The following is a 19,557-nucleotide window of genomic DNA, read 5'->3' on the forward strand; positions in this document are numbered from 1 at the left end:
CCAGGAGACGACGATGGACGAAACCGTCAAGCCAGAGCGCGCCGCCCCGGCCAGCGCTTCCCCCGGGCAAACGCCCTACAGCGCGTGGATGCGCACCGACGTGCTGCACTCGCTGCAACACCCGGTCAGCGATCATCCGGGCGAGCATGCGTGGATCACGTCGGTGCAGGTGTCCGAGTTGTACTGGATGCTGATCATCAAGGAGCTGCGGATCGCCCAGGCGCAGTTGCGCGCCAATGACCTGACGCAGGCCATCAAGACCCTGCAACGCGTGGTCGCCCATCATGAGCCGCTTAACGCGACGTGGCGCTCGCTGGCGTGGATGACGCCCAACGACCTGCTGGCTATCCTGTCCCGCGCGGTAGCGACGTTCGGCAAGGACACCGCGCTCCAGGGCTGGACCTACCGGCAGATGGTCTACCTGCTCGGCATCAAGCAGGCGGAGCACCTGCAGCATTTCGAACCGCAACCCGCGCGCTGGGACCAGCTCAACACGACGCTGCACCAGCCGAGCGTCTACGACGACGTGCTCGGCTACCTGGACCGCCACGGCTTCGCGGTGCCGGCCACGGTAATCAAGCGCGACTTCAGCCAGGCCTATGCACCCAGCAAGGATGTCGAGAAAGCCTGGCGCGTTGTGTATGCCAACCCGAACCAGCATGTCGAACTCCAGCGTCTTGGCGAGACCTTGGCCGATGTCGCCGAGGGCTTCTCCGCCTGGAAGCACCTGCACCTGATGGCCACGCGCCGCACGTTCGGCGCCCGCCCGGCCTACTTCGGCACGGAGGGCGTTGCCTGGCTGCTGCCGTCCATGGCGGAGATCCCGTTCCCGGAACTCTGGTCGGCGCGCGGTTTCATCGGCGACCCGCCGGCGGCATGCCCGCACATGCACAAGTAAGGAGAACACAGCAATGGACCATACGAGATTGAAGAGTCAGGCGGCCGATGCCCGTGCCGCCGTGGCCGACCCCGCGCGGATCACCATCGTCGGGGACGACGCCGCGCCGCGTTTCGAGCTCTTTCATGCGGCGAGTTCGCTCTGCTCGCAGAAGGTGCGTACGGTCTTGGCCGAGAAGCGCCTGTCGTACCGCTCGAACGACATGATGATCCTCGGTTCGATGGGGCCGGCGGGTGTCGTCGCCGCCGAGCACTACCATCCGCCCTATGTCCGGCTGCGCCTGATCGCCGGGCGAGAGGTGGACAGGGCATTCGTCAGCGGCTACAGCGGGCGCACCTCGGTCGAGACCGAAGGCTTCGATCCGTGCGTGGTGCCGCTGCTGGTGGACTACGAGGCCGGCCGGGTCATCGCCGATTCGAAGCGGATCTGCTGCTACCTGGACGCGGTGTCCCATGACCCGGTGCAACTGGTGCCAGAGGACGCGGTCGCGCGCGCGGCGGTGATGCGGCAGGTCGATATCGTCGACAGGATCCCGAACGGCACGCTGCTCTATGGCTTTCATCCCGATGCGGATGCGCGGCCCGATGTGCTCAAGGCTGGCATGGAACGGGTCTACGACTACAAGATCATGGCGCTCGAGGCGATGATCGCCGCCAATGCGGACGATGCGGTGCTGGTGGCCGCCTATCGCGCCAAGATCGCCAAGGAGCGCGGTGGCAAGTCCGTCCGCCACGACGCGGCGTTCCAGCGGGCAGCGCGTCAGCACGTGGCCAGCCTGTTGAAGGATCTCGAAAACACGCTGTCCTCGTCGTCGGAAACCTATCTCAAGGGCGGCCCGTTCACGCTGGGCGATGTGCTGTGGGGCGTGAACCTGGTGCGGATGGCCTACCTCGGGCTGGCGTCGCTGTGGGAGGAACTGCCGAACGTCACGCGTTACGTGGAGCTGCTCGCCAGGCGCCCGTCGCTCTGCAAGGAGGCGATCCAGGCCACGCTCGGCGCGATGCCGCCTTCGCGGTACATGGAAACGGTGGCGTGCTGCGGCGAGGCCGTGGCGGCTTAGGTTTGGGGTAGAAGCAGTAACAGGAACCAGACGGAGGGGGCATAAAGAAGGGCGGGGACCACAAGTCCCCGCCCTTTCTCTTACCTCAAGCGACCTGGAGCGACCTCAAGCGGCCACGGGTTCCTGCTCGCAATGCAGCGAACGTGCCACGGCGGTCACGCGGCGGCCCTGGAAGCGGGCCACGGCCAGGTGGTCCTCGTCGGGCTTGTCGGCGTCGAGGTGTGAGACATGGGTCGCACCGTAGGGCGTGCCGGCCTTGAACATCACGGCGTCGGCGTAGCCCAGCGGCACGATGATCAGGCCCAGGTGGGCCATCGGCGTGTAGATCGACAGCAGCGTCGATTCATTGCCGCCGTGGCGCGACGAGGTCGAGCCGAACACCGAGCCGACCTTGCCGTTGAGCTTGCCCTGGAACCACAGGCCGCCGAGGCCGTCGATATAGGCCTTGAGTTCCGTCGAGATCGAGCCGAAGCGCGTCGGCGTGCCGAAGACGATGGCATCGGCCCACTCGGCGTCGGCCTCGGTCGGCGCTTCGTAGCGGTCGTTCATGGCGGTGGCGTTCTCGAGCCAGCCCGGCGCCTGGCGCATGACGTCGGGGCCGACCACCTCGCGCGCGCGGCGCAGGCGGACTTCCGCGCCGGCCTCGATGGCGCCGGCTGCCACGGCCTTGGCCAGCAGTTCGGTCGAGCTGTTGCGGGAATAGAAGGCGATCAGTACTTTGGGTTTCTGCATGTCAGGTCCAGACAGGGTGAAGTCGGTCAAACGGAAATGGGTTCGAGTCGCCCGAGCAACTCGTCCTTGCGGTCGGCCAGCCAGGGCGGCAACTGGAATTCCTCGCCGAAGTGGCCGGGTTCTTCGTCGATGGCGAAGCCGATATCGGTCGTGGCCGCTTCGAACATCACACCGCCCGGCATCTTGAAATACATGGAGCGGAAGTAGTTGCGGTTCACCGACTCCGAGGTATCGATGTAGCCCAGCGCCATGAACTTTTCCTTGAGGGCCATCTGCTGGTCCATGGTGTCGACGGCGAACGCCACATGGTGGATCGTGCCTTCGCCATAGACCGAGGAGCCCTGGTGACGATCCGGCTCATGCAGGAATTCGACAACCATGCCGGGGCCGCCCGTGTGCGTCTCGAAGCGGTAGTACGGCCCGGTCTGGCCGACCTGGCGGAAACCGATCGCCTCGCTCATGAAGCGGATCGATTCGGCCACCTCGCGCAGGGACAGCGTGATGCTGTGCACGCCGCGGATCGCGAACGCCTCGGGGATATCGCTGGCCACGCAGGCCGGGCGCTTGTCCAGATCCGTCTCGACCAGATCGAACTCGATGCCGCAGGGGTGATGAAAACGCTGGCGCCGCTCGTCGAAGCGCGCGGTGATGGCGCTGTCGTAGGCAATGCCCATCGCGTCGAAGCGGGCGCGCCAGAAGTCGAGCGAGCCGGTGGGCACCGAATAGTTGATGACCCGGACCTGGCCCGAGCCGGGGCGCGCCGCAACCCCTTTCTGCCGGAACGGGAACGAGGTCACCAGCGTGCCCGGGTCACCGTTGGCGTTGCCGTAGTAGAGGTGATAGATCGGGTCCTCGCCGTCGAGAAGAACGGTCTTCTTGACGAGGCTTTGCCCCAGCAGCTTGACGTAAAAATCCACATCCTCCTGCGCGTGTCTTACGCCGGCGGTCAGATGATGAAATCCCTTGATCATCGACATTGTCCTCTCCACTTGAGTATTGACGGTCACGAGACAGCGCGGAGCCGCTCATGTGCAACAGCTTAAGCGTTCAATATCGATTGGGCAGCGGTCAGATCGTGTACGCAAGGTTCGGCAAAACCGAACGATGGTCGTACGGCGGGGGCAGGAAGTACCAAGGTTTGCCCGGATGCCACTGGGCGCGCGCGGTGCAGTATGATCGGACCTCGATACCATACCGATATGACAGCCGTTGCCATCGCGACAGCGGACTGCGCGCCCCCATCCAATGCTCGATCTGAAGGACGTCTATTTCTTCGTGCAGGTCGTTGACCGCGGTGGCTTCACCTCGGCCGGCGAGGTGCTGCGCCTGCCGAAGTCGACGCTGAGCCATCGGGTCAAGGAGCTGGAAGCGTCGCTGGGCGTGCGGCTCATCAATCGCACCTCGCGGCAGTTCGCCATGACCGAGGTGGGCCAGGAGTTCTACCAGTACGCGATGAACCTGCTCCGCAGCGCGGAGGTGGCCGAGGAGGCGATGCGCCAGCGGCTGGCCGAACCCAGCGGCGTGATCCGCGTGACCACCGCCGCCGAGATCGCGCAGTTTGCGCTGCGGCACGTGCTGCCTACCTTCCTGTCAGAGAATCCCAAGGTCAAGATCGTCGAGACGGCCACGGACCGGCTGGTGGATATCGTGGGGGAGGGCTTCGACCTCGCGATCCGGGGCCATACCGGGCAATTGCAGGACTCCAACCTGATCCAGCATCCGCTGGCCAAGGCGCCCTGGTACCTGTTCGCGGGTCCGGAATACCTTGAGCGTATGTCCGTGCCGGCGGAGCCGGAAGACCTGATGACCCATTCGCTCATCGGCATGGTCAGCAAGGGACCGCTGCAATGGCATTTGCAGGGCCCCGACAAACGCACCATTACGGTGCCGATCGATCCGAGGTTCCAGAGCAACAGCCTGATTTCACTGAAGGAAGCCGCCTGCGCAAACATCGGCATCGCGGCGCTGCCAGGGTACATCTGCCAGACGGAGCTGAAGGCCGGCGCGTTGCGGCAGATCTTGCCGCAATGGATCGCCGCTGACGCGCGCATCACCGCCCTGATTCCCTACCGTATCGGCCTGCTGCCGGCGGTGCGCACGATGGTGGACTACCTCGCGGAGGTGCTACCCAAGGTGACCGCCTTCGACCGCGGCTAGTGACGCGGGGCTGGCGTTGGGTGAGCAGCGCACGGCTTTTCGCTACGCGCGATGAGTCGTCGTTGATCATTCACGGCTTCGAATATATGCTGCAGGCATCCCTCCCCACGCCGCACAGCGCGCGCCATGAACCGCAATATCTCCCTGCGTCACCTACGCTCGTTTGTCGAGGTGGCCAACGCCGGATCGTTCACCACGGCGGCGGCGCGCCTGTTTGTTACGCAGTCGGCGCTGACGGCGACCATCCAGCAGTTCGAGGAATCGGTCGGGCTCAAGCTGTTCGACCGCAACACGCGGCGCGTGGTCATGACGCAGGAGGCGGTCCGCTTCAAGGCCGAGGCCGACAGGATCCTGCGGGATTTCGACAGCGCCATCTCCGACCTGCAATCGTTCGCGGACAGCCAGAAAGGGCATATCCGCATCGCGGCGGCGGCGTCGGTGATCTACCAGTTCCTGGTCACGGCCGTGGGCAAGTTTCGCCAGCAGTATCCGGGCGTGACGTTCACGCTGCGCGATGCCGGCGCGGAGCAGGTCGAACAGATGGTGATGGATGGGGAACTCGACTTCGCCATTACCAGCCGCCACAAGGGCATCGACGAACTCTCCTACGTGCCGCTGCTGGAAGACCGCTACGGCGTGGTCTGCCGCGCGGACTATCCGCTAGCCAAGCGCGCCGGTCCGTTGCGCTGGGCGGACCTTGCGCCAGAGGATTTCGTCGCCTTCACGGCCGACACGGGCATCGGCACCTTCCTGCACGAGAACGCGGGCCACTGGCCGGTGTTCGGCGGGGAACATGACGAGATTTCGAGCACGACGTCGTTGTTCGCGGTGCTCAACGAAGGCGGGCGATTCTCGATCATCCCGGCCCTGGCGGCCAAGGCGGCGGGCTTCACCGACCTGGCCTACCGTGAGCTGGCCGCGCCGGTGCTGTCACGCGAGATCTGCCTGATCACGCGGCGGCTGCGCTCGTTGTCGCCGAGTTCGCAACGCATGCTCGACATCATCATGGACACCATCCGTGCGCAGGCGCTGCCCGATGGCGTGTCGATCATCGGCGAGGAAGCCGCCCCGCGTCGCGCCACGCGCCGGAAGGCGGGCTGAAGCGGCCGGCCCCGCGCCCGCGCCGCCCCAGCCCTTCCGGCGTTGCAATCGTCAGTCGAGGTTGATGTGCGCCTCGTCGATGACCTGCTTCCACTTCTTCGTCTCGCTGCGAATCGTGCTGGCCAGGCGCTCCGGCGGGCCGCCGGCAACGTCGAAGCCGAGACTGGTGAGCCGCTCGCGCACCGCCTTGTCCTGCAGCGCCTCGTCGAACGCCTTGTTCAACTTGGAAACGATGGGCTGCGGCGTGGCGCGCGGCGCCAGGAAGGCATACCAGCCGACCAGCTCATAGCCCGGCACGCCGGCTTCGGCCACCGTCGGCATCTGCGGGGCGTTGGGGGTGGGCTTGGCCGTGGTCACGGCCAGTGCGCGCAGCTTGCCTTCCTTCACGAACGGCATCGCCTCGGGCAGGATCGCGAACATCAGCGACGTCTGCCCGCCGATGAGATCCGTCAGCGCCGGCGCTCCACCCTTGTAGGGCACATGATTCATCTGCACGCCCGCCATCTTCTTGTATAGCTCGCCACCGAGGTGGGCCGGCGTGCCGTTGCCGGATGACGCGTAGCTCGTGCCGGGATGCGCCTTCAGGTAGGCGCTCAGCTCCTGCATGGTCTTCACCGGCACCGATGGATTGACGACGACCAGGCTGGCGAGCGTCGTGGCCAGGATGATCGGCGCGAAATCCTTCTGCGGATCGTAGGGCAGCGTCTTGTACAGGCCGGGGTTGGCCGCTAGCGCAGTGGAGGTGCCGAGGAACAGCGTGTAGCCATCCGCCGGCGACTTGGCGACATAGCTCGCGCCGATATTGCCGCTGGCGCCGGGGCGATTCTCCACCACCACTGGCTGGCCCATTTCCTCGCCGATCTTCTGGCCGAGCACGCGCGCGAGCACGTCGGTGGAGCCACCGGCTGGATACGGCACGATGATGCGTACTGGCTTGTTGGGATACGCGGCAACCTCTGCCGGCGTGGCATCGGCCGCGTGGGCAAGGGGCGCCAGCAACCACAGCGCGACGGGCAGGGACAGCGTCTTGAAGATGCAATGCATGACTACCTCTCCACCGGTGCGGCGTGGGTCCGCCCGGATGTTGTGTGGTAAAGGCACCCTCAGGTGCCGGCTCTTGTCTCCTCCGCATGCATGATGCGTGCCGATTCAGGTGGCGTAGCCCTGTTCCCGATCGTACGCGATGCGCTCGAAGTCCCGTTCGGTGGCCGGACCGAAGCCGCCGCCGCCCGGGGTACGCAGGATCACTTCGTCGCCGGGCTGCAGCGTCTGCGGCTGACGTGCATCCACCGCTTGCCCGTTGATCAGCACTTCCCCGCAGGCGCCGGCCTCGCCGCCGGCAAAACCCGGCGCCGGCACGATCAGCCGTTCCGTCAGGAAGACGATTGACAGGGGCGTGGGATGACGGCTGACGAAGCACACCTCCTCGCCGAGCCCGCCCCGCTGCCGGCCGGCACCGCCGGTGCCCGGGCGCAGTGCCTTGTAGCGGAAGAACAGCGGCGCGTCGCGTTCCGCCACTTCCACCGGCGTCGGCGAAATATTGCTCGGCCAGGACATGACGGATGCGCCGTCCTTCCCGGCCGTGGCGCCCAGACCGCCGTTATAGAAGAGCACCGTGGCGAAGGGGCGGCCATCCTCGCGGGTGCCGCTGAGGTTGGCGATCCACAGCGGCGAGCCGGCGCCGGCCATCACGCGCTCGGGCAGCACCTGCTGCATGGCGCCGAAGATGACGGTGGGCACGTAGTGGCCGGTGCAGGCGCGGCCCCCCACCGGCGCGGGCGAGCGCGGATTGAGCAGCGAGCCTTCCGGCGCCACGGCGCGGATCGGACGGAACAGCCCGTCGTTGTTCGGCAGGTCGGGCAGCAGCAGGCACTTGATCGCATAGGCCGTCATCGCGCTCGTATAGGCCAGCACGCAGTTGATGCCGCGCGGCTGCTGCGGAGACGTGCCCGCGAAATCGCACTCGATCTCGCCGTTGCCGATGCGCGCCGTCACGGCATAGGTGAAGCGCTCGCCAAAGCCGTCGGTTTGCATCGTGTAGCGATATTCGCCCTCCGGCAGCTGCGCAATGGCGTGGCGCATGGCGGCCTCGCTGCGGTCGAACAGCGCCTGCGCCAGATCGTCGATGCCGGGCAAGGCGTACTCGGTCAGGATGTCATGGAGCCGCGCCGCGATCAGTTCCACCGCGCCGACCTGCGACCAGATATCGCCCACGGTCTGCTCCGGCGTGCGCACATTGGTGCGAATCAGTTGCAGCAGCGTGTCGTCCACGTGCCCCTCGCGCATGAGCGGCATCATCGGGATGTGGAACCCTTCCTCGAACAGCTCGCGCGCATCCACCGAACGGATCTTGCCGCCGATGTCGGGCACGTGGCCCGCCGTCGCCGCGAAGCCCACCAGGCGATTGCCGTGGAATATCGGCTTGACCAGGCACACGTCGTTAAGGTGCCCCGTGCCGATCCACGGGTTATTGGTGATGAAGATGTCCCCCGGCCGCATATTGTCCGCACCGATCTGCGCGATGGCGGCGCGCACGGTGCGTGGCAGGGTGCCGATGAAGGAGGGAATGCTGCCGCTGTTCTCCGCCAACGCGCGACCCGCCGAATCGGTGACGACCACCGCGAAGTCGTTGGCCTCGGTGGAGAGGGTGGAGAAGGACGTGCGCACGATAAGCTTGGCGGCCTCGTTCACCACGGCGCGCACGCGCGTCCAGAACACTTCCAGGAAGATGGGGTCGGCGGCGGAAGCCGCGCCGGGCATGGGTTGGCGGGTCATGCTGCGTGCTCCTCCAGTTCGATGACGAGATTGCCGCTTGCCCCTTGCGTGACGCGGCCCTTCGGCCCCACGACCAGCGTGGAACCGGCATCCTCGATCAGCAGCGGCCCCTGCGCGCGGAATCCCGCTGGCAGCGCGGCGCGGTCGAAGACCGGGGTGTCCAGGTAGCCATCGGCCTCCCTGAAATAGACCTTGCGCCGGCTGCCGGGCGCGACGGCCACGCCTTCAGGCAGCGTTTCGGCGACGAAGGCCTGTCGCGGCGGGGCCTCGCCCGTCACGCGCAAGGTCACCAGTTCGACGGGCACATCGGGCGGGGTACGGCCAAATTTCTCGCGATAGCCGGATTCGAACGCGGCGATCAAGGCGGCGCGCACGATCTCCGCCGGCTGTTTGCCGGTGTAGGGGCCATCGGGCAGGCGCACCGACAGGTTGAAGCCCTGTCCGGCGAAGCGCCCGTCGGCATGGCGCGTCAGCCGTATCGGGCCGAAGCTCTCGTCCAGCGGCGCCAGCGCTTCGCGCGATTGCGATTCCAGTTCGGCAAAGGCGGTTTCCAGCCGCTCCAGCGAATCCGTGGCGGGCCGCACGCTCACCGTGCGCGAGCGGTCGGCGCGTGCCGGTGACACCAGCAGGCCGTATGCAGACGCCACGCCTGCGGCGGGCGGACACAAAATCGTCCGCACACCAATCTTCTGGGCAACGTAATACGCATGCAATGGCCCCCCGCCACCGGTGCACAGCAGCACGAAGCCGCGCGGATCGCGCCCACGCTCGGCCACGTGCACGCGCGCGGCGCCCGCCATGTTCTCGGCGACGATGTCATGGATGCCCCAGGCCACGCCGGTCACGTCACGCGCCAGCCGCTCGCCCGCGCGGCCAAGCGCCTCGGCGGCGCGCGCCACGCTGATGGCCATCGTGCCGCCAGCGAAGTAATCGGGATTGAGGTAGCCGAGCACGAGATTCGCATCCGTCACGGTCGGATCAGTGCCGCCCAGCCCATAGCAGGCTGGCCCCGGCTCGGAGCCGGCGCTCTGCGGCCCCACCTTGAGGAGGCCCAGGGCGTCCTGATGGGCGATGCTGCCGCCGCCGGCGCCGATCTCGATCAGGTCGATGGTGGTAATGCGGATCGGTAGGCCGCTGCCTTCGGCAAAACGCTTGCGCCGTGCCGCCTCGAAGCCGAACGTGATGGCCGGCTTGCCATCCTCCACCAAACACAGCTTGGCCGTGGTGCCGCCCATGTCGAAGGCCAGCAGGTCTGGCTGCGCATCGCGCAGGCTGTAGTGGGCCGCCGAGATCGCGCCGGCCGCGGGGCCGGACTCGAGCAGCTCGATCGGATTGCGCTTGGCCTCGCCGATATGGGCCAGACCGCCGTTGGACAGCATCATCAGCACGCCGGCGTGCAGGCCGAGCGCTTGCAGGCGACCTTCGAGTGCGTCCAGGTAGCGCGTCGCCAGCGGCTTGATATAGGCATTGGCGACGGTGGTGGAATTGCGCTCGAATTCGCGGATGACGGGCGCGACATCCGATGACAGCGTGACGTGCAGGGTGGGGAAATCGCGCTCGATCCAGTCGCGCACCAGCCGCTCGTGCGCCGGCGCGCCGTAGGCGTGCAGCAGGCACACGGCGAGCGAATCGACGCCTTGCTCCACCAACTGCCCCACCACCGCGCGCACTTCCTGGGCGTCCGGCGCCTCGATCTCATGGCCTTGCGCATCCATGCGCCCGCCAATCTCGGCGCGCAGCCGGCGCGGCACCAGCGCCGGCGCTGGCTCGATCGTCAGGTCATACAGGTCGTACTTGCGCTCGTGGCCGATCTCCAGCACGTCCCGGAAGCCCCGGGTCGTCAGCAGGCCGGTGGTGCTGCCGCGGCGTTCAATCAGCGCGTTGGTGAACAGCGTGGTGGCATGGACCACGCGCGTGACCCGCTGCGGGTCGATGTGGTGGGTGTGCATCAGCCGGCTGACGCCATCGGCCACGCCCTGCGCCGGGTCACCGTGGGTGGTGAGGACCTTCAGGCTGACGAGCCTGCCCGCCCCGTAGTCCAGTGCGACGACATCCGTAAAGGTGCCGCCAATATCAATCCCAATTGCCCACATCGTCACAAGGCACTCCCGTCGTCATGAAGTCGTCAGACGATGATAGGAATACCGATTGATGATGACCAATGAAAAATAAAGATCGATTGATCAGTGTTGGCGATATATCGTCGTCGGGCGCTATGCCGGCTGCCGTCTGGCCAGCAGCGTCACGCCCGGCGGCATGGGCATCTCGGTCAACGTATCGGTCAGCAGGGCCAGCAGCCGTTGCGCGCTGGGCGCCAGCGAGCGCAGCGGCCGGGTCATCACGCAAAGCTCGCGCGACAGGCGCGGGCCGTGCAGCTCCCGGAACACGAGTTCCGGAAACTCGTTGCGCTGATACGCCAGCGCCGGCAGCACCGAGTAGTAGTTGCCGCGCGCCAGCATGGCGAAGAGGTAGGTGGTGCTTTCTACCTCATCGTGTTCGCCTTGCAGCATGGACCAGTGGGCGGCGTGCGTGCGCAGGAAGTGGCCGATGCCGGTGTCTGCGCTGAAGCCGACATAGCCGCCCGTGGGCAGGTCGGTCCAATCGATCGGCCGATCGAGGGTGGCGAGCGGCGAGTCCCGGTGGCAGACCGCGCCATAGCAGTCGCTCACCAGCGGCGTGTAGTCGAGTTCTTCCGCGCCCCGAAATTTGCTGTCGATGGCGAAGTCGACCTCCCCCTCAAGCACCAGCCGCTCGGTCTGCTGCGCGGCGGGGTTGCGCAGCGAGACCGTGATGCCCGGATACGCGTCGCGAAAGCGCGGCAGCGCCGGCACCAGGAACTGGCTGATGACCGACGACGCCGCGCCGATGCGGATATGCCCGCGCTCGCCCTGGGCCAGCGCCACGAGGTCCGAGACGGCGCCGTCGATACCGTTGACCAGCCGTTCCGCCTCGGGCCGGAAGCGCTCCGCATGCCCGGTCAGCGTCACCCGGCGGGTGGTGCGGTCGAACAGCCGGAGACCGAGCACCTCCTCGAGTTGCTGGATGGTCGCGGTCAGCGCGGACTGGGTGATATGGAGCCGCAACGCCGCGGCGGTGAACGAACCGGTCTCGGCCACGGCCAGGAAACAGCGGAACTGCTTGAGGGTGACGTTGTGACGCATCAGGCGGGTGCGAAGGGGTGATTTATCAGAATTTGGTAATAGTGGGCGCAAAAAAGTCGATTGTCCACGGTAATGGCCGTCTCTAGACTGTGTTCGCAACCACGGGGCTGCATACGTGGCCAAGCGAAAAAAATCACACCCTCTGCCCAGGATCCCCCCATGAAGAACCTGTTTGGTCGCGCCGCAGTCCTGCTTGCCTGTTTGCCCACCTTCGCCTTTGCCGGCCCGGAAGATACCTATCCCGACAAGGCGGTCCGCATCGTCGTGCCGTTCGCCGCTGGTGGCTCCACCGACGTGGTGGCGCGCATTCTCGCCGAGAAGCTGCAGGAGCAGTTCAAGCAGCCGTTCGTGGTGGACAATCGCGCCGGCGCCAGCGGCAATATCGGCGCCGAACTGGTGGCCAAGTCTCCCGCTGACGGCTACACGCTGCTGATGGGGGCCACCGGCATCCTGTCGATCAACGACCACCTGTACGGCAAGCTCAACTACAACGCGGCCAAGGACTTCGTGCCTGTGAGCTATGCCACGCAGAATGCCAACATCCTCGTGGTGTCGCCGGGCATGCCGGCTACCAACGTGGCGGACCTCGTGCAACTGGCCAAGACGCGCCCCGGCGCGCTGAGCTTCGCGTCGTCCGGCCCCGGCAGTTCCACGCACCTGTCGGGCGAACTGTTCAAGTCGATGACCGGCGTGAACATGCTGCACGTGCCCTACAAGGGTAGTTCGCAGGCGCTGACCGACCTGCTGGGCGGCAATGTCACGATGCTGTTCGACAACGCGCCGTCGTCCATCGGCTTCGTGCAGCAAGGCAAGCTCAAGGCGCTGGCCGTGACCAGCCGCAAGCGCCTTCCCGGCCTGCCCAATGTGCCGACGCTCGACGAAGCCGGCGTCAAGGGCTACGAATCGCTGTCGTGGAGTGGGGTCGTGGCGCCAGCCGCCACGCCGCGCGCCATCGTGTTGAAGCTCAACCGTGCGATCGATGCGATCCTGAAGTCCGATGACGTCAAGGCGAAGCTCCTGAATCTGGGCGTGGAACCGGTCGGCGGCTCGCCCGAGGACTTCGCGCGCCTGATCCAGGCCGAGCACGACAAGTGGGGCAAGGTCATCAAGACCGCCCAGATCAAGCTCAACTGAGTCACGCCCTGATCGTTATGACGTCTCTCCAGCCGGCCGCCACGCGTGGCCAGACCCTTGCCGAGAAGTTGTTGTCGCGCGCCGCAGGCGAAGCGGTCTATGCCGACGACCTGGCGATCTGCGTGCCGCATGGCGCGATGGGCACCGACGGGTCGATCCCGATGGCGCTCGACTACTTCCGCGACATGCAGCCCGAGGGCGACTTGCCGCCGCCAGCCTTTCCGGAGCGGCTGGTGTTCGCGCTGGACCACTATGGCGCCCCGTCGGGCGAGCAGGCGCTGCGGCTGCAGGACCGGGCGCGCAGTTATGCCCAGACCCACGGCCTGTGCGTGTTCGAGGTAGGCGAGGGCATCGGCCATCAATTGATGCTGGAACGTGGCCGCGTGCTGCCGGGCCAGCTCGTGGTCGGTGCCGATTCGCATGCGGTCAGCTATGGCGCGCTCAACGCGTTTGGCTCCGGTATTGGCTCGTCCGATCTCGCCGGCATCTTCCAGTGCGGACAGCTCTGGCTGAAGGTCCCCGGCACGCTGCGCATCTGGCTGACGGGCACGCTGCCGGCCTACGCTTCGGCGAAAGATGTCGCCCTGACCATGGCCCGGCGGCTCGGCGTGGGCGGGGCCAACTATCTGGCACTGGAGTTCGCCGGCCCCGGCGTGGCGACGCTCGATATGGACGACCGGATCGTGCTCGCCAACATGTCGGTGGAAATGGGCGCCAAGGCCGGGCTGTTTCCGTTCGATGCATGCACGGCGGACTGGCTGTCGGCCAACGCGTCCGTCGACCCGGGCCGCTACACGCCGGTCTCGGCCGACGCCGATGCCAGCTATGTCGATACGATGACCTTCGACCTCTCGGCGGTCGCGCCGCAGGTGGCGTTGCCGCACCGCGTGGACAACGTGGTCGATCTGGCCGACGCGGGCGATACCAAGATCGACATCGTCTACCTCGGCACCTGTACCGGTGGCCGCGTGAAGGACTACCGCGAGGCGCTGTCCGTGCTGCACGCACGCGGCGGCGTGGCGCCGGGCGTGCGGCTGATCGTCACGCCGGCGTCCGAACCGGTGCGGGCCGAGATGGAGCGCAACGGCATGCTGGCCGAGTTCGTCGCCCTGGGCGCCGAGTTGCAGCCGCCCGGATGCGGCAGCTGCTGCGGCACCTGCGGCAGCATTCCAGCGGACGGCCAACGCGTGATCTCGACCGCCAACCGCAATTTCAAGGGGCGCATGGGCAATCGCCATGCGCAGATCTTCCTCGCCTCGCCGCTTGCCTGCGCCACCGCCGCAGCGAGTGGCCATCTGGCGGACCCCCGAGACCTCGTCGTCACGCCATGAATTCGCCGTTGCCCGCCGTCGCCAGTCCCCGTTCCCTTGTCATCGAAGGCCGCGCCCGTCGTCTGGGGGACGATATCAACACCGACTACATCATTGCCTCCAGCCGCAAGAAGCACAGTGTCGATCCGCACGTGTTGCGGCAGTTCCTGCTGGAAGACCTCGATCCCGACTTCGCGGGAAGCGTCCGCGATGGCGACATCCTCGTGGCAGGGCACAACTTCGGCTGTGGCTCCGCCATGGAGGTGGCCGTCACGGTGGTGCTGGCCGCCGGCATCCGCGTGGTCGTGGCGAAGAGTTTTGCCCGCACGTACTGGCGCAATGCCGTGAATAACGGCCTGCTGCTGATTACCGCCGATACCGCCGATACCGAGGCCGTGCCGGAAGGCGCGCCGCTCTCGCTGCGGCTTGCCGGCGCGCAGGCCACGTTGCACGTCGGCGCCGAGGGCGCGCATGTGATTGCGTGCGAGCCTGTGCCCGATGTCGTCCTGACCATCCGCGAAGCTGGCGGCCTGGTGCCGTACCTGCGGCAGCACCGCCAGTTCCTCAAGCCATCCCGGCCGGGTTCCGTACCCGGTCCCATCAACCCACAACCGCTCTGATCATGCCCCTCATTGCTGAACGCCTGAACCGTATCAAGCCGTCGCCCAGTTCCATGGCGGGCCAGCGCGCCCGGGAGTTGCGCGCCGCTGGCCGCGACATCATCGGACTGACTTCCGGCGAGCCTGACTTCGACACCCCGCAGAACATCTGCGAGGCTGCCACGCGCGCCATGTCGGCGTCGCAGACCAAGTACACCGACGTCGGCGGCACGCCGGAGCTGCGCGCGGCCGTTGCCGACAAGTTCCGCCGCGACAATAGGCTCGACTACGCGCCCAACGAGCTGATCGTCGGCACGGGTGGCAAGCAGATCATCTTCAACGCCTTCATGTGCACCCTGCAGGCCGGTGACGAAGTCATCGTGCCGGCGCCGTACTGGGTCTCGTATCCGGACATCGTGCTGCTGGCCGAAGGCAAGCCGGTCTTCGTCAACTGCCTGCCCCAGAACGCGTTCAAGCTCACGCCCGCCCAGCTCGAGGCGGCCATCACGCCGCGCACGCGCTGGTTGGTGCTGAATGCGCCGAACAACCCGAGCGGCGCCACTTATTCGTATACGGAGCTGAAGGGCCTGGCCGAGGTGCTGCTGCGGCATCCGCACGTCTGGGTGATGACGGATGACATCTACGAGCACATCCTCTACGACGGCCGCGAGTTCGCGACCATCGCCCAGGTGGAGCCGGCGCTCAAGGAACGCACGCTGACCATCAACGGCGTCTCGAAGGCCTACGCCATGACCGGCTGGCGCATTGGCTACGGCGGTGCCCCGGCGGAACTGGTCAAGGCGATGGTCAAGCTGCAGTCGCAAAGCACGTCGAATCCGTCATCGATCAGCCAGGCCGCCGCGCTGGAGGCGCTGAATGGGCCGCAGGACTTCATCGCCGAACGCACCCGCGTGTTCCAGTCGCGCCGGGATGCGGTGGTGAGCGCGCTGAACACCATGCCCGGCATCACCTGCCATGCGCCCGAAGGCGCGTTCTACGTGTTTCCCTCGTGCGCGGCCTTGCTGGGCAAGACCACGCCCGATGGCAAGCGGATCGAGACGGACGAGGATTTCGTGATGTACCTGCTCGATGCGCAGAACCTGGCGGTGCTGCAGGGCGGCGCCTATGGCGTGTCGCCGTTCTTCCGCATCTCGTTCGCCACGTCGATGCAACGGCTCGAGGCCGGCCTGGCGCGTCTGCGCACGGCCTGCGAACAACTGCGCTGAATCACCGCTGACAAGGGAGCGTCCTGAATATGACCGATACCAACCAACCGGTGCAGTGGCCGGCCGGCTATCGCATCAACCCGCGCGCCGAGGGGCCCGCGAAAGCCATCGTCGATGCGTTCCGCGAGATGCCCGTGGCTGCCATCGGCGATGCCATGAGCCGCAACGTCGGCACCTACGGCCTGCGGCAGTATCACGCGCGGCTCGAAACGGTGCTCTGCGGGCCGGCCGTGACCGTGCGCGTGCGGCCCGGTGACAACCTCATGATCCACAAGGCGCTGATGATGGTGCAGCCCGGCGACGTGCTCGTGATCGACGGCGGTGCCGACGTCACGCAGGCCCTCGTTGGTGGCCTGATGCGCACCACCTGCGTGGCCAAGCGCCTCGGCGGGCTGGTGATCGACGGGGCGATCCGCGACCTGCTGGAGTGGGCCGAGGACGGCATGCCGATTTTTGCGAGAGGCCATACCCATCGCGGCCCGAGCAAGGATGGTCCCGGCGAGATCAACGTGCCGGTGTCGTGCGCAGGCATGGCCGTCATGCCGGGCGACCTGATCGTCGGGGATGCCGATGGCGTCATCGCGGTACCGGCGGCCGATGCCGCCGATGTCTTGCGCCGCACGCGGCTGCACCTGGAGCGTGAGGCCAAGATCCGCGAAACGAACCGGCTCGGCACGGCGGACCCGGAACGGTTCGACGCAGTGCTGCGCGAGAAGGGCCTGCCGATCTGATCGGCCCCCGGCTGGGCGTAGCGCTCAGCCGAACACCACCATCGGCGTACCCGGATGCACCGGGGAGTCGATGACGGCGGCGTCCATGCCGTAGACCGTAGCCAGATGGGCCGCGGACAGCACGTTCGCTGGCGTGCCGAGCGCGACGGTGCGCCCGTCGGCCAGCAACAGCAGGCGGTCACACCAGCGGGCGGCGAGGTTGACGTCGTGGAGCACGACCAGCACCGCGAGGCCATCGGTGCGGCTCAGCGTCCGCACGGCCTGGAGCAGCAGCAACTGGTGGCGCGGGTCCAGGCTGGAAGTGGGTTCGTCGAGAAACAGCACGCGGTACTCGTCTGCCGCCCGGCAGGCCAGCACCTGCACCAGCGTGCGGGCGAACTGTACGCGCTGCTGCTCGCCGCCGGACAGGCTCTGGTAGGCGCGCGGCGCCAGGGCGCTCACGTCGGCAATCTCCAAGGCGCGGTCGATCAGCGTCGCGAGCGCACGCGGCGTCAGTTCGGGAAACGGGTAGGCACCCATCGCCACCACCTCGTGCGCGGGCAGGTCGAAGCCGAGCCCCGGCGATTGCGGCAGCACGGCGCGGCAGCGCGCCAGCGACGCCACCGACCACGCCGCCATCTCGCGCCCGTTGAGCAACAGGCCCGGCTCCGGGCTCAGTTCCGGCTTCAGTTCGCCGGCCAGCGTGCCGAGCAGCGTGCTCTTGCCGGCGCCGTTGGCGCCCAGCACGCCAAGCACTTCGCCGGCGGGCAGGTCGATATCGATGGCGTCCAGCACGCGGCGGCGGCCACGGCTGCATTGCAGGTTGCGTGCAGTCAGCATGTCAGGCGCTCCGGCGCGTCAGCATCCACAACAGGAAAGGGCCGCCCACGAGGCTCGTGACGATGCCGATCGGCAGCTCGGCGGGAATCACCACCGTGCGCGCCAGCCAGTCGGCCAGCGTCAAGGCAATCGCGCCACCAGCCAGCGTATTCGGCAGCAGCCAGCGGTGATCGGCCCCCAGCGGCAGGCGGATCAGATGCGGTACCACCAGCCCGACAAAGGTGATGGTGCCGGTCACGGCGACGATCGGTCCCACCAGCAGCGCCGTCAGCACGATCAGGCGCCGGCGCAGGCGCGCGAGGTCGAAGCCGAGGTGCTGCGCTTCCCGCTCGCCCAGCAGCAGCGCGTTCATGGCGCGCCAGTCGCGCAGCATCAGCGCGCAGATCACCACCACGAGCGGTACCAGCCAGGCCAGCATGCTCCAGGTGGCCCCGGCCAGACTGCCCATGTTCCAGAAAGTGAGGTTGCGCAGCTGCACATCGCTGGCCTGATAGGTAAAGAAGCCGACGATGCTGGCGCAGATGGCGTTGATGGCCACGCCGGCCAGCAACAGGTTGGCCACGCCGGGCCGCTGCGAGCCGAGGCGATAGGCCAGTGCGGTGGCGATCAGGCTGCCGCCGAACGCTGCCGGCGCGATGCCGAACAGCCCCTCGGCGCCCAGCACGATGGCCGCCACCGCACCGGCGGCACCGCCCAGCGAGATGCCGATCAGGCCCGGCTCCGCCAGCGGGTTGCGGAACAGCGCCTGCATCACCGCGCCCGAGAGCGCCAGTGCGGCGCCCACGGTCACGGCCAGCACAATGCGCGGGAGGCGCACTTCGATCAGGACATTGCGCCAGATCACATCGTCACCGTCGGTGGCGCCGGACCACAGCAGCGGCAGCAGCTTGGCGTGCGGGATCGACAGCGCGCCGCTGGCGGATGCCCAAAGCGCGGAGACCAACAGCACGGCGCACAGGGCCGTGAATACGGCAAGCGGCGGACGCGGCATCAGCGTGCGGCGGCCACCGGGCGGGCCGCAAAGCCGGCCTGCAGCTGGCGCAGCGCGTCCGGCAGGCGCGGGCCGAAGCCGAGCAGCAGCAGGTCATCCATGACAACCACGCGTTTCTGTCGCGCGGCCGGCGTGGCGTTCAGGCCGGGCTGCGCCAGGAACTTGTCCACGCTGCCGCTGGCACTGACGGACATCGTCGTGGTGACGATGACATCGGGTTTGAGCGCGGCGGCGGCCTCGGCCGAGAACGGCTTGTAGCCGGTCTGGCCGGCCAGCACGTTGGTCGCGCCGGCCAGCGCCAGCATCGCGTCGGCGGCGGTGTCCTCGCCGGCGGCCTGCATCTTGCCGGTATGGCTGCTCACCAGCAGCACGCGCGGACGCTGCGCCGGCGGCTTGATCTCGCGCAGTTCGGCATGGAGGCGTTCCACCATGGCGGTGCCCCGGGCCTGCATATCCAGCGCGGCGGCCACGCCGAGGATGCGCTGGTCCAGCGCCGCCAGCGTGGGCGCGGAGGGCAGCACCACCACCTTGCTGCCCAGGCGCTGCAGTTGCTCGAAGGCCTGCGGCGGGCCGCTCTGGTCGGACGCCAGCACGAGGTTCGGCTTCAGGCTGGCAACGCCCTCCACAGAGAACGTGCGGTAGTAGCCCACCTTGGGCAGCTTGAGCGCCTCGGGCGGGTAGATGCTCGACGAATCGGCGCCGACCAGCGTGCCGCCGGCGTCGAGCGCATAGACAATCTCGGTGATGGCGCCGCCCAGCCCGACCACGCGGGCCGGCGGCGCCGCGTGGGTCATGCCGGCTGCGCACAGCAGCGAAAGCAGCGCCAGGCGCAGCAAAGTCATGATGAAAACTCCTTCCTGAAA

General features: G+C 67.3%; 18 protein-coding genes. 9 read left to right on the forward strand and 9 right to left on the reverse strand.

Annotated features, from left to right (window positions below; all coding sequences use genetic code 11):
• The first annotated feature begins 13 nt into the window (after positions 1-13).
• Positions 14-898: a tryptophan 2,3-dioxygenase gene (locus tag AC1DFU_RS01735; RefSeq protein ID WP_441592465.1), complete on the forward strand. Its 885-nt coding sequence runs from the start codon at positions 14-16 to the stop codon at positions 896-898.
• 13 nt (positions 899-911) lie between these two features.
• The gene (locus tag AC1DFU_RS01740) at positions 912-1,958 is read left to right on the forward strand and encodes a glutathione S-transferase family protein (RefSeq protein WP_441592467.1); all 1,047 of its coding nucleotides are present in this window, start codon (positions 912-914) and stop codon (positions 1,956-1,958) included.
• A 105-nt stretch (positions 1,959-2,063) separates the two neighbouring features.
• On the opposite strand, the gene wrbA is transcribed toward AC1DFU_RS01740, so the two are convergent.
• Both wrbA and AC1DFU_RS01750 read right to left on the reverse strand, forming a co-directional pair.
• Entirely contained in the window at positions 2,064-2,690 is a 627-nt protein-coding gene (gene wrbA / locus AC1DFU_RS01745; protein ID WP_092295301.1) for an NAD(P)H:quinone oxidoreductase, read from the reverse strand.
• Between the two features lie 26 nt (positions 2,691-2,716).
• Positions 2,717-3,667, reverse strand: coding sequence for a ring-cleaving dioxygenase (locus tag AC1DFU_RS01750; protein ID WP_092295298.1), 951 nt, complete (start codon positions 3,665-3,667; stop codon positions 2,717-2,719).
• Between the two features lie 268 nt (positions 3,668-3,935).
• Here AC1DFU_RS01750 and AC1DFU_RS01755 point away from each other — a divergent pair, with 268 nt between their 5' ends.
• Together AC1DFU_RS01755 and AC1DFU_RS01760 are read left to right on the forward strand one after the other, a co-directional pair.
• Positions 3,936-4,847 carry a LysR substrate-binding domain-containing protein gene (locus AC1DFU_RS01755; protein WP_441592470.1) on the forward strand — a complete coding sequence of 304 codons (912 nt, stop codon included), beginning with the start codon at positions 3,936-3,938 and terminating at the stop codon, positions 4,845-4,847.
• Between the two features lie 126 nt (positions 4,848-4,973).
• Positions 4,974-5,948, forward strand: coding sequence for a LysR family transcriptional regulator (locus tag AC1DFU_RS01760; RefSeq protein WP_441592472.1), 975 nt, complete (start codon positions 4,974-4,976; stop codon positions 5,946-5,948).
• A gap of 51 nt (positions 5,949-5,999) precedes the next feature.
• Here the strand turns inward: AC1DFU_RS01760 and AC1DFU_RS01765 are convergent, their stop codons facing one another.
• The 4 genes from AC1DFU_RS01765 to AC1DFU_RS01780 form a co-directional block, all read right to left on the reverse strand.
• Positions 6,000-6,992: a Bug family tripartite tricarboxylate transporter substrate binding protein gene (locus AC1DFU_RS01765; RefSeq protein WP_177219932.1), complete on the reverse strand. Its 993-nt coding sequence runs from the start codon at positions 6,990-6,992 to the stop codon at positions 6,000-6,002.
• Between the two features lie 105 nt (positions 6,993-7,097).
• The gene (locus AC1DFU_RS01770; RefSeq protein ID WP_092295289.1) at positions 7,098-8,723 is read right to left on the reverse strand and encodes a hydantoinase B/oxoprolinase family protein; all 1,626 of its coding nucleotides are present in this window, start codon (positions 8,721-8,723) and stop codon (positions 7,098-7,100) included.
• The gene (locus tag AC1DFU_RS01775; RefSeq protein WP_092295287.1) at positions 8,720-10,816 is read right to left on the reverse strand and encodes a hydantoinase/oxoprolinase family protein; all 2,097 of its coding nucleotides are present in this window, start codon (positions 10,814-10,816) and stop codon (positions 8,720-8,722) included. The genes AC1DFU_RS01770 and AC1DFU_RS01775 overlap by 4 nt, the downstream gene beginning before the upstream one ends.
• A 120-nt stretch (positions 10,817-10,936) precedes the next feature.
• The gene (locus tag AC1DFU_RS01780) at positions 10,937-11,884 is read right to left on the reverse strand and encodes a LysR family transcriptional regulator (protein ID WP_092295284.1); all 948 of its coding nucleotides are present in this window, start codon (positions 11,882-11,884) and stop codon (positions 10,937-10,939) included.
• 159 nt (positions 11,885-12,043) lie between these two features.
• Between AC1DFU_RS01780 and AC1DFU_RS01785 the strand changes: the two genes are divergently transcribed.
• From AC1DFU_RS01785 to AC1DFU_RS01805, 5 genes are read left to right on the forward strand one after another with little or no spacing between them, the layout of a single operon-like run.
• A complete protein-coding gene (locus tag AC1DFU_RS01785) occupies positions 12,044-13,018 on the forward strand; it encodes a Bug family tripartite tricarboxylate transporter substrate binding protein (RefSeq protein ID WP_092295281.1) in 975 nt (324 codons plus the stop codon).
• A 17-nt stretch (positions 13,019-13,035) separates the two neighbouring features.
• Positions 13,036-14,349 (forward strand): 3-isopropylmalate dehydratase large subunit, encoded by a 1,314-nt coding sequence (locus AC1DFU_RS01790; protein WP_441592475.1) that lies wholly within the window; start codon positions 13,036-13,038, stop codon positions 14,347-14,349.
• Positions 14,346-14,948, forward strand: a complete 603-nt coding sequence (locus AC1DFU_RS01795) for a LeuD/DmdB family oxidoreductase small subunit (RefSeq protein WP_441592477.1) — start codon at positions 14,346-14,348, stop codon at positions 14,946-14,948. The genes AC1DFU_RS01790 and AC1DFU_RS01795 overlap by 4 nt, the downstream gene beginning before the upstream one ends.
• A 2-nt stretch (positions 14,949-14,950) precedes the next feature.
• Positions 14,951-16,153: a pyridoxal phosphate-dependent aminotransferase gene (locus AC1DFU_RS01800; protein WP_441592479.1), complete on the forward strand. Its 1,203-nt coding sequence runs from the start codon at positions 14,951-14,953 to the stop codon at positions 16,151-16,153.
• Between the two features lie 29 nt (positions 16,154-16,182).
• On the forward strand, positions 16,183-16,884 hold the full coding sequence (locus AC1DFU_RS01805; RefSeq protein WP_441592481.1) for an RraA family protein: 702 nt from the start codon (positions 16,183-16,185) through the stop codon (positions 16,882-16,884).
• Positions 16,885-16,908: 24 nt separating this feature from the next.
• Here the strand turns inward: AC1DFU_RS01805 and AC1DFU_RS01810 are convergent, their stop codons facing one another.
• The 3 genes from AC1DFU_RS01810 to AC1DFU_RS01820 are packed head-to-tail and all read right to left on the reverse strand — an operon-like array spanning position 16,909 to position 19,536.
• Positions 16,909-17,703 (reverse strand): heme ABC transporter ATP-binding protein, encoded by a 795-nt coding sequence (locus AC1DFU_RS01810; RefSeq protein ID WP_441592483.1) that lies wholly within the window; start codon positions 17,701-17,703, stop codon positions 16,909-16,911.
• Between the two features lies 1 nt (position 17,704).
• Positions 17,705-18,694: a FecCD family ABC transporter permease gene (locus AC1DFU_RS01815; protein ID WP_441592484.1), complete on the reverse strand. Its 990-nt coding sequence runs from the start codon at positions 18,692-18,694 to the stop codon at positions 17,705-17,707.
• Positions 18,694-19,536: a heme/hemin ABC transporter substrate-binding protein gene (locus tag AC1DFU_RS01820; RefSeq protein ID WP_092295260.1), complete on the reverse strand. Its 843-nt coding sequence runs from the start codon at positions 19,534-19,536 to the stop codon at positions 18,694-18,696. Before AC1DFU_RS01820 ends, AC1DFU_RS01815 begins: the two co-directional genes overlap by 1 nt.
• Positions 19,537-19,557 lie beyond the last annotated feature (21 nt).

The organism is Cupriavidus sp. 10L45, assembly GCF_056395225.1.

Bases quoted from the DNA above. Each gene is read 5' to 3' on its own strand.
- AC1DFU_RS01795 (WP_441592477.1), top strand. From the start codon at position 14,346: ATGAATTCGCCGTTGCCCGCCGTCGCCAGTCCCCGTTCCCTTGTCATC.
- AC1DFU_RS01800 (WP_441592479.1), top strand. From the start codon at position 14,951: ATGCCCCTCATTGCTGAACGCCTGAACCGTATCAAGCCGTCGCCCAGT.
- AC1DFU_RS01765 (WP_177219932.1), bottom strand. From the start codon at position 6,992: ATGCATTGCATCTTCAAGACGCTGTCCCTGCCCGTCGCGCTGTGGTTG.
- AC1DFU_RS01740 (WP_441592467.1), top strand. From the start codon at position 912: ATGGACCATACGAGATTGAAGAGTCAGGCGGCCGATGCCCGTGCCGCC.
- AC1DFU_RS01755 (WP_441592470.1), top strand. From the start codon at position 3,936: ATGCTCGATCTGAAGGACGTCTATTTCTTCGTGCAGGTCGTTGACCGC.
- AC1DFU_RS01805 (WP_441592481.1), top strand. From the start codon at position 16,183: ATGACCGATACCAACCAACCGGTGCAGTGGCCGGCCGGCTATCGCATC.
- wrbA (WP_092295301.1), bottom strand. From the start codon at position 2,690: ATGCAGAAACCCAAAGTACTGATCGCCTTCTATTCCCGCAACAGCTCG.
- AC1DFU_RS01790 (WP_441592475.1), top strand. From the start codon at position 13,036: ATGACGTCTCTCCAGCCGGCCGCCACGCGTGGCCAGACCCTTGCCGAG.
- AC1DFU_RS01820 (WP_092295260.1), bottom strand. From the start codon at position 19,536: ATGACTTTGCTGCGCCTGGCGCTGCTTTCGCTGCTGTGCGCAGCCGGC.
- AC1DFU_RS01810 (WP_441592483.1), bottom strand. From the start codon at position 17,703: ATGCTGACTGCACGCAACCTGCAATGCAGCCGTGGCCGCCGCCGCGTG.
- AC1DFU_RS01750 (WP_092295298.1), bottom strand. From the start codon at position 3,667: ATGTCGATGATCAAGGGATTTCATCATCTGACCGCCGGCGTAAGACAC.
- AC1DFU_RS01815 (WP_441592484.1), bottom strand. From the start codon at position 18,694: ATGCCGCGTCCGCCGCTTGCCGTATTCACGGCCCTGTGCGCCGTGCTG.
- AC1DFU_RS01760 (WP_441592472.1), top strand. From the start codon at position 4,974: ATGAACCGCAATATCTCCCTGCGTCACCTACGCTCGTTTGTCGAGGTG.
- AC1DFU_RS01775 (WP_092295287.1), bottom strand. From the start codon at position 10,816: ATGTGGGCAATTGGGATTGATATTGGCGGCACCTTTACGGATGTCGTC.
- AC1DFU_RS01785 (WP_092295281.1), top strand. From the start codon at position 12,044: ATGAAGAACCTGTTTGGTCGCGCCGCAGTCCTGCTTGCCTGTTTGCCC.
- AC1DFU_RS01770 (WP_092295289.1), bottom strand. From the start codon at position 8,723: ATGACCCGCCAACCCATGCCCGGCGCGGCTTCCGCCGCCGACCCCATC.
- AC1DFU_RS01780 (WP_092295284.1), bottom strand. From the start codon at position 11,884: ATGCGTCACAACGTCACCCTCAAGCAGTTCCGCTGTTTCCTGGCCGTG.
- AC1DFU_RS01735 (WP_441592465.1), top strand. From the start codon at position 14: ATGGACGAAACCGTCAAGCCAGAGCGCGCCGCCCCGGCCAGCGCTTCC.